This is a genomic window from Nonomuraea muscovyensis, from assembly GCF_014207745.1.
GTDB lineage: Bacteria > Actinomycetota > Actinomycetes > Streptosporangiales > Streptosporangiaceae > Nonomuraea > Nonomuraea muscovyensis.
The window spans coordinates 905,931-924,192 of the sequence record NZ_JACHJB010000003.1; the positions used below are offsets into that span (position 1 = coordinate 905,931).

General features: G+C 71.9%; 14 protein-coding genes. 7 read left to right on the plus strand and 7 right to left on the minus strand.

The features are described from left to right. Window positions 1-85: 85 nt before the first annotated feature. Genes FHU36_RS35975 through FHU36_RS35995 form a run of 5 tightly spaced genes read right to left on the minus strand, consistent with a single transcriptional unit; the run spans window position 86 to window position 5,498 of the window. Window positions 86-1,459 carry a DUF58 domain-containing protein gene (locus FHU36_RS35975; protein WP_185088509.1) on the minus strand — a complete coding sequence of 458 codons (1,374 nt, stop codon included), beginning with the start codon at window positions 1,457-1,459 and terminating at the stop codon, window positions 86-88. Then, entirely contained in the window at window positions 1,459-2,436 is a 978-nt protein-coding gene (locus FHU36_RS35980; protein WP_185088510.1) for an AAA family ATPase, read from the minus strand. The genes FHU36_RS35975 and FHU36_RS35980 overlap by 1 nt, the downstream gene beginning before the upstream one ends. Continuing rightward, window positions 2,426-3,604, minus strand: coding sequence for a DUF4350 domain-containing protein (locus FHU36_RS35985; RefSeq protein WP_312892071.1), 1,179 nt, complete (start codon window positions 3,602-3,604; stop codon window positions 2,426-2,428). Before FHU36_RS35985 ends, FHU36_RS35980 begins: the two co-directional genes overlap by 11 nt. After that, window positions 3,601-4,305 carry a DUF4129 domain-containing protein gene (locus FHU36_RS35990; RefSeq protein ID WP_185088511.1) on the minus strand — a complete coding sequence of 235 codons (705 nt, stop codon included), beginning with the start codon at window positions 4,303-4,305 and terminating at the stop codon, window positions 3,601-3,603. Before FHU36_RS35990 ends, FHU36_RS35985 begins: the two co-directional genes overlap by 4 nt. After that, window positions 4,302-5,498, minus strand: a complete 1,197-nt coding sequence (locus FHU36_RS35995) for a glycerophosphoryl diester phosphodiesterase membrane domain-containing protein (protein ID WP_246503051.1) — start codon at window positions 5,496-5,498, stop codon at window positions 4,302-4,304. Before FHU36_RS35995 ends, FHU36_RS35990 begins: the two co-directional genes overlap by 4 nt. Window positions 5,499-5,752: 254 nt before the next feature. On the opposite strand from FHU36_RS35995, the gene mtrA reads away from it, so the two are divergent. The 6 genes from mtrA to FHU36_RS36025 all read left to right on the plus strand — a co-directional run bounded on the left by mtrA (window position 5,753) and on the right by FHU36_RS36025 (window position 12,869). Further along, complete coding sequence (mtrA, locus tag FHU36_RS36000; protein ID WP_043620615.1) at window positions 5,753-6,430, plus strand: MtrAB system response regulator MtrA; 678 nt, start codon at window positions 5,753-5,755, stop codon at window positions 6,428-6,430. An 18-nt stretch (window positions 6,431-6,448) separates the two neighbouring features. After that, entirely contained in the window at window positions 6,449-8,194 is a 1,746-nt protein-coding gene (mtrB, locus tag FHU36_RS36005; RefSeq protein ID WP_185088512.1) for an MtrAB system histidine kinase MtrB, read from the plus strand. Beyond that, window positions 8,181-9,959 (plus strand): LpqB family beta-propeller domain-containing protein, encoded by a 1,779-nt coding sequence (locus FHU36_RS36010; protein ID WP_185088513.1) that lies wholly within the window; start codon window positions 8,181-8,183, stop codon window positions 9,957-9,959. Before mtrB ends, FHU36_RS36010 begins: the two co-directional genes overlap by 14 nt. Before the next feature lie 93 nt (window positions 9,960-10,052). After that, window positions 10,053-10,721: a ComF family protein gene (locus FHU36_RS36015; RefSeq protein ID WP_312892072.1), complete on the plus strand. Its 669-nt coding sequence runs from the start codon at window positions 10,053-10,055 to the stop codon at window positions 10,719-10,721. A 625-nt stretch (window positions 10,722-11,346) separates the two neighbouring features. Continuing rightward, window positions 11,347-12,006, plus strand: a complete 660-nt coding sequence (hpf, locus tag FHU36_RS36020; protein ID WP_185088514.1) for a ribosome hibernation-promoting factor, HPF/YfiA family — start codon at window positions 11,347-11,349, stop codon at window positions 12,004-12,006. Window positions 12,007-12,170: 164 nt separating this feature from the next. Then, complete coding sequence (locus FHU36_RS36025) at window positions 12,171-12,869, plus strand: response regulator (protein WP_185088515.1); 699 nt, start codon at window positions 12,171-12,173, stop codon at window positions 12,867-12,869. On the opposite strand, the gene FHU36_RS45185 is transcribed toward FHU36_RS36025, so the two are convergent. Next, a complete protein-coding gene (locus FHU36_RS45185; RefSeq protein WP_185088516.1) occupies window positions 12,862-14,370 on the minus strand; it encodes a winged helix-turn-helix domain-containing protein in 1,509 nt (502 codons plus the stop codon). The two genes, FHU36_RS36025 and FHU36_RS45185, sit on opposite strands and share 8 nt — an antisense overlap. A gap of 529 nt (window positions 14,371-14,899) precedes the next feature. After that, a complete protein-coding gene (locus tag FHU36_RS36035) occupies window positions 14,900-15,160 on the minus strand; it encodes an HGxxPAAW family protein (RefSeq protein WP_185088517.1) in 261 nt (86 codons plus the stop codon). A gap of 226 nt (window positions 15,161-15,386) precedes the next feature. On the opposite strand from FHU36_RS36035, the gene secA reads away from it, so the two are divergent. Continuing rightward, window positions 15,387-18,176 (plus strand): preprotein translocase subunit SecA, encoded by a 2,790-nt coding sequence (gene secA, locus FHU36_RS36040; protein WP_185088518.1) that lies wholly within the window; start codon window positions 15,387-15,389, stop codon window positions 18,174-18,176. Window positions 18,177-18,262: the final 86 nt, after the last annotated feature.

Genomic DNA, 18,262 nt, shown 5'->3' on the forward strand with positions numbered 1-18,262 from the left:
GCCGGACGGGCTGAGTCGGACGGACCGCGTCGGACGGACCGCGTCAGCCGGACCGCGTCGGACGGACCGCGTCGGACCGGCCGCGTCAGAGGCGGCCGGCGGCCTTCAGCGCCAGGTAGGCGTCGGCCAGGGCCGGCGCGATGTCGTCAGGAGGCGCGTCGACGACCTCGACCCCGTGGCGGCGCAGCCGCGCCGTCATCCGCCTGCGGGCCAGCCGCGCCTGCTCGGCCGCCGCCGCGTCGTACACCTCCTCTGCCGTGCCCCGCCCGGCGGCCATGGCCGCCACCAGCGGGTCGGAGACGGCCGCCACCAGCACCAGGTGGCGCGAGGAGAGCTGCGGCAGCACCGGCATGAGCCCCTCGTCCATGGCCGCCGGGTTGAGGTCGGTGAGCAGCACGACCAGGCAGCGCCGTTTGGCCCGCGACAGGATCGCGGCCACCATGCCCTGCGCGTCGGCCTCGACCAGCTCGGCCTCGATCGGCGCCATCACGTTCACCAGCGACGTCAGCAGCTCGGTGCGCGAGGCGCCGGCCACCCAGGCCCGCACGGCCCGGTCGTAGGCGAGGAAGTCGACCCGGTCGCCGGCCCTGGCGGCGAGCGCGGCCAGCAGCAGCGCCGCGTCCATCGACCAGTCGAGCCGCGGCCAGCCCGGCACCGGCCTGGTGTCGGGCGTGTCGAGCAGGCCGCCGCCGGTCGGCGCGGCCCCGGCCAGCGGGATCGGGGCCTCGCCCACCCGGCCGGCCGAGGTGCGGCCGGTGTCGAGCACGATGAGCACCCGCCGGTCGCGCTCGGGCCGCCAGGTGCGGACCACCACGTCGTGCCGGCGCGCCGTGGCCCGCCAGTCGATGGAGCGCACGTCGTCGCCCACCACGTACTCGCGCAGCGAGTCGAACTCGGTGCCCTGGCCGCGTACCAGCGCGGGATGCCGGCCGTCGAGCTCACGCAGCCGGGCCAGCCGCGAGGGCAGGTGCTTGCGCGACAGGAACGGCGGCAGCACCCGCACCGACCAGGGCGAGCGGTGGCCGCCCTGGCGGGCGGCCAGGCCCAGCGGCCCCAGCGAGCGCACGGCGACCGCCACGGACTCCCGGTCGCCGCGCCGGGTCGGCGTGAGCGTCAGGGTGAGCCGGCGCCGCTCGCCGGCCGGCACGTCCAGCGCCAGCGTGCGGGGCGAGGCGCCGGCCGACGGCGGCCAGGCGTCCCTGAGCACGCCGCGCACCCGCCTGCGGCCGGGGTTCTCCACGACCAGCTCGACCGTGACCGACTGGCCCAGCCGGACCAGCCTGTCGCCCGAACGGTGGAAGCGCAGCGGCCGCACCGCCCCCGCGAACAGCAAGTCCACCACGACCGCGGCGGCCAGCAGCAGGCAGAGCCCGGCCAGCGCGGCACCGGGCCGCGGCGCCAGCGCCACCACCACGATGCCGAGCGCCGCGACCAGCCCGGCGCGTCCCGTCAGCGCCATCAGCGCGGAACCGGGACCGAGGCCAGGATGCCGTCGAGCACGCCGTCGGCGCTCGCCCCCTCCAACTCGGCCTCGGGCCGGAGCTGCACGCGGTGCCGCAGCGCGGGCCGGGCCAGCGCCTTCACGTCGTCGGGAGTGACGTACGGGCGTCCGGACAGCCACGCCCACGCCCGCGAGGCGGCCAGCAGCGCGGTCGCGCCACGCGGGGACACGCCGAGCTGGAGCGCCGGCGAGCTGCGGGTGGCCCGCGCCAGGTCCACGATGTAGCCGAGCACCTCGGGGGCCACGTGCACCCCGGCCACCGCCTCGCGCCCGGCCGCCAGGTCGTCGGCGGTGGCGACCGTCTTGATCTCCGACAGGTCGCGCGGGTCGAAGCCGAGCGCGTGCCGTTCGAGGACCGAGATCTCCTGCTCGCGCGGCGGCAGCGGCACGGTCAGCTTGAGCAGGAACCTGTCGAGCTGCGCCTCCGGAAGCTGGTAGGTGCCCTCGTACTCGACCGGGTTCTGCGTCGCGCACACCACGAACGGGTCCGGCAGCGCCCGCGCCTCGCCCTCGACGCTGACCTGCCGCTCCTCCATCGCCTCCAGCAGCGCCGCCTGCGTCTTCGGCGGCGTGCGGTTGATCTCGTCGGCGAGCAGCAGGTTGGTGAACACCGGCCCCTCGCGGAACTCGAACCGCGCCGTCTTCGCGTCGAAGATCAACGATCCCGTCACGTCACCCGGCATCAGGTCGGGCGTGAACTGCACCCGCTTGAAGCCGAGCGACAGCGCCGCCGACAGCGTGCGCACCATGAGCGTCTTGGCCACGCCCGGCACGCCTTCGAGCAGCACGTGCCCCCGGCACAGCAGTGCGATGACCATCCCCGTCACCACGGCGTCCTGGCCCACCACGGCCTTGGACACCTCGGCGCGCAGCGCGCCCAGCGCCTCCCTGGCCGCGTCGCCGCGGGCGGCCGCGTGGGTCCCCTCAAAGTTCACCGATCGTCCTTTCGACGGAGTCCAAGTATCGGGCCAGAGCGACGAGCCCGGCGTCGTCGGCGGGCGCGGGGCCGTACAGCGCCGCGTCGACCTGCTGCGCGTCCAGCCCGGTCCGTACGGCGAGGGCGGCCACCACCTCGTGCCGCGCCGCGCCCGAGCCCAGCCCGAGCCGGGGCACGAGCCGGTCGACCGCGGCGGCCCGCAACGACTCGGCAGCCCTGGCGCGGGCCCGCCTGGCCCGGTAGAGCCGGCCGCGACCCTCGACCGTCTCGGCGGCCCGTACCACGACGGGCAGCCGTTCGGTCACCACGGGGCCGAGCCGCCGGCCCCGCCACAGGGCCACGACGAGCACGGTGACGGCCGCCATGCCCACGGCCCACGGGACGCTCTCCGGCATCAGGTCGTACACGCTCGCGCCCTCCGGACCGGCCAGGTCGCCGGTCGGCGGCGTCTCGGGCTCGACCAGCCAGGTGACGGCCTCGGCGGAGCCGATCAGGTTGAGCGCGAGCGCGGCGTTGCCGTCCTCGTCCAGGCGCTGGTTGGTCAGGAAGGAGCCGCTGCCGACGACCGTCGTGGTGCCGCCCGCGTTGGGGTAGCTGACCAGCGTCCAGCCCTCGCCCGCCGGGTAGCAGCCGGTCGCGCCGGTCGGGGCGGTGAACGCCGCCGAGCCCATGAAGGCGCTCCCGGCGGCCGTCGCCGCGCGCAGCGAGCATCCGGGCTCGCGCGAGCGCTCGCGAGGGGTGCCGGACAGGGGGCGCACGCCGGGCGCCAGGTCGTCGAGGCCGTACACGTCGCCGACGATGAGGCGGTCGCCCGGGATCGCCGCCAGGCGCACCTCGTCGAAGGCGGTCACGTCGGTGATCAGCAGCAGCCGGCCGCCCTGACCGGCTGCGGCCCGTGCGTCCTCCACGGAGTCGACCCGGTCGACGGTGACGCCGCGGGCGCGCAGGAGCTGGGCCAGCGCCTTGGCCCCGGCGAGCGTGGTGTCGTCGGGGTCGAGCGGGCGCGAGGCGCGCTCTCCGGAACCGAGCAGCACGCCGGCGACCGCGGTCGCCACGATGAGCACGCCCAGCAGGACGGCGACGCGGACGGAGCGCCAGATCGAGCGGGCGGTGGGGGAGGCGGGGACGGACTCGCGGCTGTCGGCCGGTCGCATGTCGAGGCTCACGGAGGCCCTCCCGAGCCGTTGGGCCGGGTGCCCGCCGGGCCCGAGGGCGCGGCGGCGGATGCCGAGGCGCCGGCGGTCTGGGTGTCGGCCGGGCCCGTGAGCGCCACCGGCCTGGCAAGGCGGAGGCGTTCGTCCAGCTCCGTCATGGCGTCGTAGGCGGCCCGGGTGCCGGGCACGTCGCCGTAGGTCACGTCGTCGAAGGAGCGCGCGGCGGCGGCCAGCTCCGCGGCGAACGCGGGCAGGGCCCGGGCCGCCTCGGCGCTCAGCTCGTCGGCCGTGCGGCCGGGCAGTCCGTCGACCAGCGCGCGTTCCTCCAGGTCGCGGGCGATGGCGCGGAGCCGTTCCTGGATCGCCTCGGTGTAGCGGCCCTCGGCGGCCAGACCCTCGGCGGCCCGGCGGTGCTCGGCCGCGCTTCTCGCGTGCTCGCCGAACAGCACGGCGGACCCTGTGGCGTTGCGGCGCGAGGTGCGGCGGAGCTGCCAGCCGACGAGCACGACGACGGCGAGGATGACCAGCGTGATGAGCACGGCGGCGATGACGCCGCCGGTCGTGCCGCCGCCGGCGGCCGCGTCCATGAGGTCGCCGAGGAACTGCTGGACCTGCCGCCAGAGCCGGTCGATCAGCGGCTCCTGCTCGTAGGCGGGCTTGAGGAGCTCGTCCGCCGCACGACGGGCGGCCTCGTCCCTGCCGATCGGGGTCACGATCCGGCGGAGTTGGACGGGTGCCAGAGCTCGTCGGCCGAGGAGTGGACCCAGCCCTGGCGCTGCTGCTCGATCGCGGCCGTCTGGAGCACCAGGTCGAACGCCTCGCTGCGCATCCGCCGGTCGGCGTACAGGAGCCCGGCGACGCCCGCCTCGAAGGGATAGGTGATCATCGCGCCGAGCGTGCCGCCGATGGCGGTCAGGACGCCCGCGAGGATGAGCGTGCCGATGCCGCCCCCGCCCAGCACGCCGAAGAGCGTGCCCGCGATGGTGAACGGCATCTGCAGGATCGAGCCGATGAAGCCGACCAGCAGCGAGGTGAGCAGCAGGATGCCCAGCACCCGCCAGAAGCCGCCGCTCACCAGTGTCCAGGAGCGGCGCATCGCGTCGAGCGGCCCCCGGCTCTCCAGCACCACGGCCGGCGCCGCGAACGCGAACCGCGTCCGGAAGAACAGCACATAGGGGATGTACAGGATCACCGTCAGGAAGAGGAAGGCGAGGGCGGTGCCCGGCGACAGGGTGGCGCCGGAGGCGACCAGCGCCCACGCGAGCAGGGCGACGACCACCAGGGGGGCCATCAGGATGGCGAACTGCAACCCCACCACGGCGAACAGCGCGGGGACGCGCCCCCGGGTGAGCCGCCACGCCTCGCCCGCGGTCATGTCGCCGCCGAAGACGGCCCGGCCGAGGATGCGCGTCAGCACCCCGGTCAGCATGGTCACCACCACGAACCCGACGACCAGCGACACCAGCGGCCCGCCGAACTGCGCGAGGAAGCCGCCGGGGAGGTCGTCGGAGTTGCTGGTCGGGTCGGTCATCACTGCGGCCGTCGCGTCGAGCAGGAACACGTTGCCGATCGCGACCGGCACGGAGGCCAGCAGCGCCGCGACCGCGGACAGGCCCAGCACGGCCTTGGGGTTGGACCGGACGAGCTTGATGGTGCCGTCGAGGATGTCGCCCAGGCCCAGCGGGCGCAGGGGGATGATGCCGGGACGCAGCGCGGGCGGCGGCAGGTAGCCGTAGCCGGGCTGTTGCCACTGCTGGGGCGCGCCCTGGGGACCGTGACCGGGGGCGGCGTGGGGGTGGGGCCCGGGGGCGGTCCACGGCGAGGCCTGCGGGGCGCCGTAGGGCGGGGGCTGCTCGACCGCCCATCCCGGCGGCATCTCGGGAGAGGGACCGTGACCGTCTGACATGTGTCCATCCTGGCACGGGGGAGCGAAGCGTGGTGTCCGGCAGGTGATCCCTTGCATACTGGGGCGAACCGGGTCAATGATCTCGTCGGGGATGGCCGAATGCCGGTCGGTTATCGCAGACTGAGAGTGCGATCCTGTCGCCAGTCTAAAATTCGCCTTTTGAAGGTCTCGTGTCTCACACATGGACACACCAAGGGTAACCTTCAGCGGTCGTGCGGGTATGTCCCACAATGCGAAGAACGGGATGAGGGGCCATGAAAGGTCGTGTGCTAGTCGTCGACGACGATGCCGCCCTTGCCGAGATGCTCGGCATCGTGTTGCGCGGAGAGGGCTTCGAACCGTCTTTCGTCTCCGACGGCGACAAGGCCCTGGACGCCTTCCGGGACACACGCCCGGACCTGGTGCTGCTCGACCTGATGCTGCCGGGCGCCGACGGCATCGACGTCGCCCGCCGGATCAGGGCGGAGTCGGGGGTCCCGATCGTCATGCTCACCGCCAAGAGCGACACGATCGACGTCGTGCTCGGTCTGGAGTCGGGGGCCGACGACTACATCGTCAAGCCGTTCAAGCCGAAGGAACTCGTCGCCCGGGTGCGGGCGAGGCTGCGCCGCACGGACGAGCCGACCCCCGAGATCCTGCAGATCGGCGACATCACCATCGACGTGGCCGGCCACTCGGTCAAGCGCGGTGAGGAGACCATCAACCTCACACCGCTCGAGTTCGACCTGCTGGTGGCGCTGGCCCGCAAGCCGCGCCAGGTGTTCACCCGCGAGGTGCTGCTGGAGCAGGTCTGGGGCTACCGCCACGCCGCCGACACCCGCCTGGTCAACGTCCACGTGCAGCGGCTGCGCGCCAAGATCGAGAAGGACCCCGAGCACCCCGAGATCGTGGTGACCGTCCGCGGCGTGGGTTACAAAGCCGGGCCCGCCTAACCCGCCGCCCCACCGGTCATGCCTGCGACACGGACCAAGCGGCCACGCAGACGGACACTGCGCCAGATCCTCGGCGGTGTCCGCCGTCGGGCGCGCCGTGCCGCGGGCACGCTGCGGCGTGTCTGGCGCCGCTCGCTGCAGTTGCAGGTCGTCACCAGCACGCTGGTCATCTCCGTGACCGTGGTGGTCGTGCTCGGCGTGTTCCTGTCCGACCAGATCAACAAATCGGTCATCGCCGGCCGCCAGGCCTCGGCGGCCAGCGAGGCGTTCGCCGACCGCGTCCAGATCGAGGACGCGCTCAACCGCACGCCCGACGAGCAGCCGCCCCCGGCCAACTCGGGCAAGAAGACCCCCGTCAACCCGCTCGACAGCGTGATGGACAGCATCACCGGCTCCATCGAGGACGGCTCCAAGAAGCGCTACGAGGTGCTCGTGCTCAACGCGGCCGCGCCCGCCGCCTCGCGCGCCTCGGGCAACCTCACGCCCGGCAACGTCCCCGAGGGGCTGCGCCAGGGCATGGAGCGCCAGGTCGGCAAGCTCCCCAACGACAAGCCGCAACGGCACCAGGCGCTCATCCGCTTCGACGGCGAGATCCAGCCCCGGCTCACCCTGGTGATCGGCGGCCTGGTCACCCCCGAGAGCGGCGGCGTGTACGAGGTGTACCACTTCTTCCCGCTCAACGAGGAAGAGCAGATGCTCTCCAACGTCCGGCTCGCCATCGTCGTGGTGGGCTTCGGGCTCGTGCTGCTGCTCGCCGCCATCGCCTACCTGGTGACTCGGCAGGTCGTCACCCCGGTACGGCTCGCCCGCCAGGCCGCCGAGCGCCTGGCCGCCGGCAAGCTCGACGAGCGGCTCAAGGTGCGCGGCGAGGACGACCTGGCCCGCCTGGCGACCTCGTTCAACGAGATGGCGGGCAACCTCGCGCTCAAGATCCACCAGTTGGAGGAGCTCTCGCAGGTCCAGCGCCAGTTCGTCTCCGACGTCTCCCACGAGCTGCGGACCCCGCTGACCACCGTCCGGATGGCCGCCGACCTGCTGTACGACTCCCGCGAGGACTTCGAGCCGATGGCCTCCCGTTCGGCGGAGCTCATGCAGGCCCAGCTCGAACGCTTCGAGGCGATGCTCGCCGACCTGCTGGAGATCAGCCGCTACGACGCCGGCGCCGCCGACCTCGACCTCGACTCCGTGGACGTCCGCGACGTGGTGCTGCGCGCCATCGCCGACTCCGAGGCGCTGGCCGAGCGCCACGCCACCCGCTTCGAGCTGCGGCTGCCCAACGAGCCCTGCATGGCCGAGATCGACAACCGCAGGGTCGAGCGCATCCTGCGCAACCTGCTCTTCAACGCCATCGAGCACGGCGAGGGCAGGGACATCGTGGTGACCGTGGGCGCCGACCGCGACGCCGTCGCGGTCGCCGTGCGCGACCACGGCATCGGCCTGAAGGCCGGCGAGGAGACGATGGTGTTCGACCGGTTCTGGCGCGCCGACCCGTCACGGGCCAGGACCATCGGCGGCACCGGCCTGGGCCTGGCCATCTCCCGCGAGGACGCCGCGCTGCACGGCGGCTGGCTGCAGGCGTGGGGGCAGCAGGGGGAGGGCTCCCAGTTCAGGCTGACGCTGCCCAGGACCGCCGGCGCCGACCTCAAGGGCTCACCGCTGTCCCTGGTGCCGCCCGAGATCGAGATGCGCCGCACGTGGCGCGGCCAGATGACCCCGGTGCTGCTGCCGGCCTCGGGAGACGGAGCCGTCCATGACGAGGTCTAGGCGCCTCGTCGCCGCCCTCGCGGCCCTGACGCTGGTCTCCACCGGCACGGGCTGCGCCGTGATCCCCGTGGGCGGGCCGTTCCCCATGGAGGAGGCCGGCGGCGGCGACGAGCTGACGCGGCCGTTCCAGCGCATGATCGCCGTGAAGCCGCGGACTGACTGGGACCCCCGGCAGGTGGTGGAGGGCCTGCAGGCCGCGATGGCCGCCTACGCCGACGACCCGACGGTGCTGCCCCACTACCTGACGCCCGACGCCGCCAAGACGTGGAAGCCCGACGGGCCGGTCACCGTGATCGGCAACTCGCCGAAGTACGAGTACGAGAGCAAGGCCGGCGGCAACGAGGTGGTCATCAAGCTGGTCGGCACGCCCGTCGCCCGCATCGAGGCCGACGACACGTACGTGCCCGCGCTCGGCACCGCCGCCGACCTGCAGGTCTTCTTCACGCTGGTGAAGAACCAGCAGGGCGCCTACCGCGTCAAGTCGGTCGCGGGCGCCACCGGCCTGCTGCTGACCGTGGACGACCTGACCCGCGCCTACCGCCCCACCAACCTCTACTTCCTGGCCGGGCCCCCCGGCACCGACCGGCTGCTGCCCGACAGGCGCCTGGTCGTCGACCGGGTGTGGCTGCGGGTCAAACCCACCGAGAACTTCGCGCAGACCATCGTCAGGCGCCTGCTCGAAGGGCCGAGCAAGGCGTTGCACGGCGCGGTGGGCAGCGTCTTCCCGCAGGGTGTGAGCGTGCGGTCCGTCAGATCGGCCGAGGAACGCGTGGTCGTCGACCTCAGCGGGCCCATCGACCCCGAGGGCGCCTTCGCCGAGGGGCTCCAGGCGCAGCTCAAGTTCAGCCTCAACGACAACCAGATGGCCAACGGCCGGCCCATCGAGGTGCAGCTCGACGGCGAGCCGTTCTACTCCACCGAGTCCCTCGTCGTGCCCGCCAACCTGCGCGAGGGCGAGAACTGGTTCGACAACAACAACGCCCGCCCCGCGTACTTCACCAGCAAGGGCGCCATCCACACGCTCAGCGACGGCGCGGGCAACGCCGTGCAGGGGCCCGCCGGGCAGCCGAGCGAGTTCCGCGACATGGCGATGTCCGGCGCCGCCGACCTCGTGGCGGCCCGCGGCAAGGAGGGCGCGGGCGGCATCTGGGTCACCCGGGTCGCCACCGACGGCCAGTGGGAGCAGTGGGTCCAGGGGGCCGACCTGACCGCTCCGTCCTGGCGGCGCGACGGCACCCTGTGGACCTACGACCGCGCGAACGACACGGTGCTGCGCTGCCACCCGTCCGCCGGGCGCGGCCCCGAGCGCGTCGCCGCCCCCGGCCTCGACGGGCTCGACGTCACCGCCCTCAGGGTCGCCAGAGACGGCGTGCGCGTCGCCGTGACGCTCGGCGAGAGCGAGGTCCGGGTCGGCGCCATCACCGGCGGCGCCGGCTCGCCGATGCTGGGCAACTTCCACACGCTCACCACCGTCGCGGACGAGCGGATCCGCGACATCGCCTGGCAGGACGGCGAGCGCCTGCTCGTGCTCGTGGAGAGCAAGAAGGAGAAGGTGCAGAGCGTCCGCGAGATCAACGTCGGCGACGGCGAGACCAAGCAACTGCCCACGGGCAGCAAGCGGCTGCGCGGCATCACGGCCCTGGGCGAGCGCATCCTGGCGGCCACGGACCAGGGCAACGAGATCCTGGAGTTCAGCAAGGACAAGCAGGCCTGGGTGTCCCAGGTCGCCGCCGACGACACCCGCCCGTTCTTCCAGCTCGGCTGACCCACCCGAGCCCCGCAGGACCACACAGGGGCCCACGGACGACCCACGCAGGGGCGGCGGAAAGTGTCGGTGGTGGGCGGCATGCTGGCGGGCGTGTCCCTTCCCCTGCTCGACCTGCTCCTCCCGCAGCGCTGTGTGGGCTGTGGCGCGACCGGGGAGCCGTTCTGCGGGCCGTGCCTGGCCCGGCTCGCCGAGCCGGCCCGGCGCCCGCCTGCGCCCCGCCCAGCGGGCCTGCCCGACTGCTGGTCCGCCGCCGACTACGCGGGGCCCGTACGCCGGGCGGTGATCGCCTACAAGGAGCGCGCCCAGGTCACCCTGGCGGCGCCCCTCGCGGAGGCGCTGGCCTGCACCGTGGCCACCGCCCTCGCCCGCGCGCACCCGGCGACGAGCGGGTTCGTCCTCGTGCCGGTGCCGAGCGCGCGCCGCACCCGCCGGGTCCGCGGACACGACCCCGTCGGGCGGCTGGCCACGCGGGCGGCGCGCCTGCTGACGGCCTACGGGCACCGGGCGGCGGCCCGCGCGGTGTTGGTGCCGGTCCGGCGGGTGGCCGACCAGGCCGGGCTCGACGCGCGGCGGCGCGCCGCCAACCTCGCCGGCTCGCTCGACGTCGCCGGCCACCTCGCGCCGGCGCTGCCCGTGGTGCTCGTCGACGATCTCGTCACCACCGGGGCCACCCTGTCGGAGGCCGCCCGGGCGCTGCGCTCGCGGGGTGCCGAGGTGCTGTTCGCCGCCACCGTCGCCGCGACACGCCGGAGATCTTAAAAAGGATTACGGTCACGTTGGGTAAAGAGGGTGGCGGCCGCAACCCTCACCATGGGGTCACATCTCACTACCCAGTGTGCAGGATGATCGCAGATCAAGAGGGGCTCATCACCTGGGCATAGCCCTTGGCCGACCCTTAACTGGGACATCCTTCACCCCTGTCACACCCTTGGGAAATCACGGAAAGTGATCCTTTGGGCAATCCGCAAGCTGACATTCGGGTCCGATCCGGATAGCGTTCTGACATGGCACCCGTTCGGGTCCGTGGTTGCGCAGGGCCGGGAGTCCCGGCTCTGCAAGCCGATGCCAGCCGCAGGCGAAACGGCCCACGTAAGGCGACTCTTCGTCGATCGATCACGGTGCGGCTTAGGGGTAAGTCCTGCCTTCCCGAGGGTCCAGATGTCCCTCGTCAGAAGAGAAGGCCAGTAGTGGCGACAGAGCTGCGAAAGCCTCAGCAGGCGGATGTGGGGTCGAAGACCAGGTCGGCCGAACGGGTGCCACCCGAGATCCCGGTGATGAAACGTCGGAGAGGGGAACGGTGACAGAGAGGAAGACAGAAGACCCCGCCCGGCGGGCGCGTCGTCGGGCGCTCTTTCTCAGTCGTTAGACGAAGGGGGGCTGTTGCATGGACATCATCGTCAAGGGCCGGCACACCGGAGTGAGTGAGCGGTTCCGCGACCACGTGACGACCAAGCTGGCCAGGATCGAGCGTCTGGATAGCAAGCTCATTCGAGTCGATGTGGAGGTGTCGAAGGAGCGCAACCCGCGCCTCGCCGGGCAGCGAGAGCGTGTCGAGCTGACCATTCACTCCCGAGGTCCGGCCATCAGGGCCGAAGCGTCCGCGGACGACCGGTTCGCCGCCCTCGACATCGCCCTCGACAAACTCGAGGGACGCCTGCGCAGGCTCGCCGACCGGCGCAAGGTTCACCACGGCAACCACTGCCCGCCCTCCGTGGCGGAGCTCACCGCGACGCTACCCGACGTCGACCTCCCGCCCCGGAAGGCCACGCTGGTCCCCGAGCCGGCCGAGTCCGAAGAGGACCAGTTCCCCGACGACAAGCAGTACGACGACATCGTCCCGATCGAGATGGACGGCGACGGGCCGCTCATCGTGCGAGAGAAGTTCCACAAGGCGGAACCCATGACCATCGACCAGGCCCTCCTCGAGATGGAGCTGGTCGGACACGACTTCTACCTGTTCCGTGACAAGGAGAGCGGCCAGCCGTCGGTGGTCTACAACCGGCGCGGCTACAACTACGGCGTGTTGCGGCTCGTCGAGCCCTGATAGCGTCTTAAAAGATCTTCTCGACCGACCGAGGATCGCGGCACCCATGCCATCATGGGCGGTCCGACGGCTCTGGCCCCCCGACGAGGAGGAGACGTGAGCGAGCTCAGTCAGGTGCACGTGCGCGAACGGAGCGAGATCGCGAGGCGCGTCAAGGAGGCCTCGTGAGTGAGCCCGGCGAGGACGGCACGCCGAGAGGCGAGCCGATCCGCGTGCTGATCGTGGACGACCACGAGTTGATCAGGCGGAGTCTGGCTCTGGCGCTGGCCGCCGAGCCGGACATCGACGTGGTCGGCGAGGCGAGCGACGGGCAGGAGGCGGTCGAGCTGGCCGACCGCCTCATGCCCGACGTGGCGCTGATGGACGTGCGCATGCCCCGGCAGGACGGCATCGAGGCCGCGAAGGGCATCAAGGCCTCGGTGCCGAGCACCCGCATCATCATGCTGACGGTGAGCGACGAGGAGGAGGACCTCTTCGAGGCCATCAAGGCGGGTGCGACGGGCTACCTGCTCAAGGACGTGCAGATCAACGATGTGCCGGCGGCCGTGCGCGGAGTGTACGAGGGTCAGTCGCTCATCAACCCCGCCATGGCCGCGAAGCTCATCAGCGAGTTCGCGAACATGAGCCGCAAGGAGGCCGAGCGACCGCCCCAGTTGCCGGTGCCGCGGCTGACCGAGCGCGAGATGGAGGTGCTGCGCTTAGTCGCCAAGGGCATGAACAACCGTGAGATCGCCAAGCAGCTGTTCATCAGCGAGAACACGGTCAAGAACCACGTCCGCAACATCCTGGACAAGCTGCAGCTGCACTCGCGCATGGAAGCCGTGGTGTACGCCGTGCGCGAGCGCATGCTGGAGATCACCTGACGCCGGCCTCCAGGTGGGCGGCGAGGCCCGGGTCGGCCCGCTCGACTCGTACGGCGTCGCAGCCCACCCACCCGGCCGCCTCCCACAGGGCGTCGCGCAGCGCGTCGGCCCACCTGGCGGCCGTGAGGCCGGGCTCCAGGCTGAGCTGACGGGCCACCAGCGTGGTGCCGTCGCGGGCCGGGTCCACCCGGCCGATGAGCCGGCCACCGGCCAGCACGGGCATCGTGAAGTAGCCGTGGACGCGCTTGTGCCGGGGCACGTAGAGCTCCAGCTGGTAGGCGAAGCCGAAGACCCGCTCGGTGCGGCCCCGGTGCCAGATCAGCGAGTCGAACGGGGAGACCAGCGTGGTGCGGTGCCGCCCGCGCGGCTCCGCCTCCAGCGCCGCGGGATCGGCCCAGGCGTTGGCCGAGGCCGCCGCGGCCCGGAACGCCGCCGTCGCCGGCACCGCGAAGGCGCCCCCGAAGCCCCCCGCCACACCCGCCCCGGACGTGGCCACTCCTCCGGTGAGCGTCGCATCGGCCGTAGCCGTGGCGGCTCCTCCGGTGAGCGTCGCGCCCGCCGTAGCCGTGGCGGCTCCTCCGGTGAGCGTCGCGCCGGCCGATGCCGTGGTGGCGCCTTGGGGCATGCCCGTGGCGGTGGCGGCCGTGATCGTGGCGCCGGATGACTTCGCGGTGGCTGACCTGGCCGGAGTGGCTCTGGAGGCGGAACCGTTGGCGCGGGGCCTGGCCGGCCAGCCGGAGACCGTCACCGGCACCAGCCCCGCGGCCCCGCTGAGCAGGGCCTCGTCCAGGATCGCGGCGAACCGGCCCTTGAGCCGCAGGAAGTCGATCAGGTCGCCCCTGGTGGCGACGCCCAGCGCGCGGCCCGCGATGCGCGCGAGCCGTATGACGCACTCCTCGTCGGAGAGGTCCTCGGCCAGGAGGTCGGCGGGCACCACGCGCTCGGCGAGGTCGTAGACCCGGCGCCACCCGACCCGGCGGGTGCACACCAGCTCACCGATGTCGAGCAGCCACTCCAGCCCGATCTTGGAGTCGGACCAGTCCCACCACTCGCCGGCGCCCGGCTCGCCGTTGCGCGCGGCCCGCGCGCCGCCCACGTCGGCGGTCGTCACCGGGCCGGACGCGCGCACCTGCTCCAGCAGCTTGTCGACGTGGTCGGGCACCTCGTGCCAGCGGTAGCGCCGCTCGCGGTAGGCGCGCCTGCGGAACGCGTAGAGCGACCAGTGCTCGACCGGCAGGATGCAGGCGGCGTGGCACCAGTATTCGAAGCTCTGCGCCGGGTCGTGCCAGTAGGCGCGCTCCACGGTGTCCCTGCCGACCGCGCCGAGCCGCGCGTACGCCACCAGCTCGTGGGAACGCGCGAGTACGGAGATCGTGTCGAGCTGCACGGCGCCGAGCCTGCGCAGCATGCCGTGCACGCCGCCACGGCGCGCGTCGGCGCCGAGCAGCCCCTGCGCCCGCAGGATGATCCGCCGCGCCTCGTCGGCCGTCAGATCGGTCATGTCAGCGGTCCCTGGTCCGGCGGAGTTCCCTGGTAAGGCGAGTTTGCCTGGCACGGCGAGTTTCTCTGGTAGGGCGAAGCATGCCGGGCATGCTAGCGCCGCCCACCGACAGAAACGCCCGGCGGTCCGCCACGGCCGGATGCCGGGAACGTGCAGTATCGGGGTGTTGCTCCAGGACTCGCCGTGTTCGGACCGTTGAGTCCCGAGCGGCCGATCGTGCCTGGACGCCCCGCCGTGGGCGTGCACGCCGCCAGGATCTGTCACACGGTGGGCGGCGTCCCGGGCGGGTTCGGGTGGACCTGTCCCCCGGCGGCCGTCACCTGTGAAGCGGGGCGTGCGTGAGCTCCGAGAGACGGCCGGGGCGCCCCCCGAGGACGATCGTGCGACCCGCGCGACGAGGCGGTCACGCGGACGGTCTCCGGGGCGCGGCGGGGTGGCCGCAGTGGACGGTCGTCGGGGTGCTGTGGCCGGCGGCGGGCATGCCGAAAGCGGGCACCGAGGAAGAATCGGTGCCCGCCGCGCCGCTGGATCAGCGGTGGTCTTCGACCGACATGCCCACGCGGGGCGCGTCGATCACGACGTCGGAGAAGATGTCGAAGACGAGAGCGAGGATCCCGCCCACGACGAACACGCCCACGCCGACCCAGATGAGCGTCCAGCTCGCCATGGTCAGGCCGACTCCGCCCACGATGGTGCCGATCAGCATGACGGTGACCGCGAGCCACGAAGACGCGCGTCCGCCGTGACTGCCGAGATTCTCGGTCTGCTCCGACTTCGCGCCCTCAACCATGACAATTCCCTTCCTTTGCCGGATATCCCGCTATTCGGTGCGAACCGGCTGTCAACCGGCATACCCTCTGCCTGGATACCCATTCTCCCAGACGTGGTCGGCGCCCCGGATGTCGCGGTGGCTGTGTCCGCTGGCGGAACCGCCTACCATGGCAGCGGGGAAGTTTGTCTCGGCCTCTCCTCCTGGCGGCGCCGCCGGGGTAGACCTGCGAGGAGCTTTACATAAAGTGGCAGCCATTCTCGACAAGATCCTGCGTGCCGGTGAGGGCAAGACCCTCCGCAAGCTGAAGAGGATCGCAGACCAGGTCAACTCCATCGAGGACGACTTCACGAGCCTGTCCGACGCGGAGTTGCGCGCGATGACGGACGAGTTCAAGCAGCGCCACAAGGACGGGGAGTCGCTCGACGACCTGCTTCCCGAGGCGTTCGCCACGGTTCGTGAGGCGGCTCGCCGCGTCCTCGGACAGCGCCCCTACGACGTGCAGATCATGGGCGGCGCCAACCTCCACATGGGCAACATCTCCGAGATGAAGACCGGTGAGGGCAAGACCCTCACCTGCACCCTGCCCGCCTATCTCAACGCGCTGGCGGGCAAGGGCGTCCACGTGGTCACGGTCAACGACTACCTTGCCAAGCGCGACGCCGAGAACATGGGCCGCGTGCACCGCTTCCTCGGTCTCGAGGTCGGCGTGGTCCTCTCCGGCCAGCAGGGCGATGACCGCCGCAAGCAGTACGAGGCCGACATCACCTACGGCACCAACAACGAGTTCGGCTTCGACTACCTGCGCGACAACATGGCGTGGTCGCTCGACGAGTGCGTCCAGCGCGGCCACTTCTTCGCCATCGTCGACGAGGTCGACTCGATCCTCATCGACGAGGCCCGCACGCCGCTGATCATCTCCGGCCCGGGCGAGCAGTCCGGCAAGTGGTACGCCGAGTTCGCCAAGATCGTGCCCCGGCTGCGCAGGGGCGTCGAGGCGAAGAACCCCGGCGAGGAGAGCACCGGCGACTACGTCGTCGACGAGAAGAAGCGCACCGTCGGCGTCCTGGAGTCGGGTGTCGCCAAGGTCGAGGACTGGCTCGGCATCGACAACCTCTACAAGCCCGAGCACACCCACCTGGTCGGCTTCCTCAACAACGCGCTCAAGGCCAAAGAGCTGTTCAAGAAGGACAAGGACTACATCGTCGCCGACGGCGAGGTCCTGATCGTCGACGAGTTCACCGGGCGCGTCCTGCACGGCCGTCGCTACAACGAGGGCATGCACCAGGCCATCGAGGCCAAGGAAGGCGTGGCGATCAAGGACGAGAACCAGACTCTCGCCACGATCACCCTGCAGAACTACTTCCGCCTCTACGAGAAGCTGTCCGGCATGACCGGCACGGCGGTCACCGAGGCCAACGAGTTCCACAAGACGTACAAGCTGGGCGTGGTGCCCATCCCGACCAACCGGCCGATGGTCCGCAAGGACCAGCCCGACGTCGTCTACAAGACCGAGGACGCCAAATTTGACGCGGTGGTCGAGGACATCAGGCAGCGCTACGAGGCCGGCCAGCCGGTGCTCATCGGCACCACGTCGGTCGAGAAGTCGGAGCGGCTGTCCAGGGCGCTCAAGCGCCGCGGCGTGCAGCACGAGGTCCTCAACGCCAAGAACCACGCGCGTGAGGCCACCATCATCGCCGAGGCGGGCCGCAAGGGCGCCGTCACCGTCGCCACCAACATGGCCGGTCGCGGCACCGACATCATGCTCGGCGGCAACCCCGAGTTCCGCGCCGACCTGGAGCTGCGCCAGCGCGGCCTCGATCCGGTCGAGACCCCCGAGGAATACGAGAAGGCCTACCCGGAGGCGCTGGAGAAGGCCAAGGCCGCGGTCAAGGCCGAGCACGACGAGGTCGTCGAGATCGGCGGCCTCTACGTCCTCGGCACCGAGCGCCACGAGTCGCGCCGCATCGACAACCAGCTCCGCGGCCGGGCCGGCCGCCAGGGCGACCCGGGCGAGTCGCGCTTCTACCTCTCGCTCGGCGACGACCTCATGCGCCTGTTCAACTCGGCCCGCGTCGAGATGATCATGACGCGGCTCAGCATCCCCGATGACCAGCCGATCGAGTCGGGCATCGTCTCCAAGGCCATCGCCTCCGCCCAGCACCAGGTCGAGCAGCAGAACTTCGAGATCCGCAAGGAAGTTCTCAAGTACGACGAGGTGATGAACCGCCAGCGCAAGGTCATCTACGCCGAGCGCCACCGGGTGCTGGAGGGCGCCGACCTGCACGAGCAGGTGCGCGGCTTCGTCGGCGACGTGATCCAGGGCTACGTCGCGGGCGCCACGTCCGAGGGCTTCGCCGAGGAGTGGGACCTCGACAAGCTGTGGAAGGCGTTCAGCGAGCTCTACCCGATCCAGATCACCGTCGACGCCCTCGCCGAGGAGGCCGGCGGGCGCGAGGAGCTCACCGCCGAGTTCATCAGCGAGCGGATCAAGCAGGACGCGCTGGCGGCGTACGACAGGCGCGAGCAGGAGCTCGGCTCCGAGGCGATGCGCGAGTTCGAGCGCCGGGTCATCCTGTCGGTGCTCGACCGCAAGTGGCGCGAGCACCTCTACGAGATGGACTACCTGCGCGAGGGCATCGGCATGCGGGCCTACGCGCAGAAGGACCCGCAGATCGAGTACCAGCGCGAAGGCTTCGAGATGTTCGCCGCGATGCTGGAGGGCATCAAGGAGGACTCGGTCGGGTTCCTGTTCAACATCGAGGTCGAGGTTCAGCAGAACCCGATCGTCGAGGAGGAGGACGCGGCGGTCGCGGAGACCCGCTCGATCATCGCGCGCGGGCTGCGTGGCCCCCAGCGTCCGGCCGAGCTGGAGTACACCGCGCCGGGCGAGCAGGGCGAGGTCGAGCACACCCGCGTCCGCACCACCGCGGAGGAGCGGGCGGCCTACGGCAACGTCGAGCGCAACGCGCCCTGCCCGTGCGGGTCGGGCAAGAAGTACAAGCGCTGCCACGGCGACCCGAAGAACGCCGCCTAGGCCCGGCCGGGCCGATACGGCCCGGCCCCCGGCCCAGACAGCCAGACGCAGGCCCGCGCCCCACGGCGCGGGCCTGCGTGCTGTCT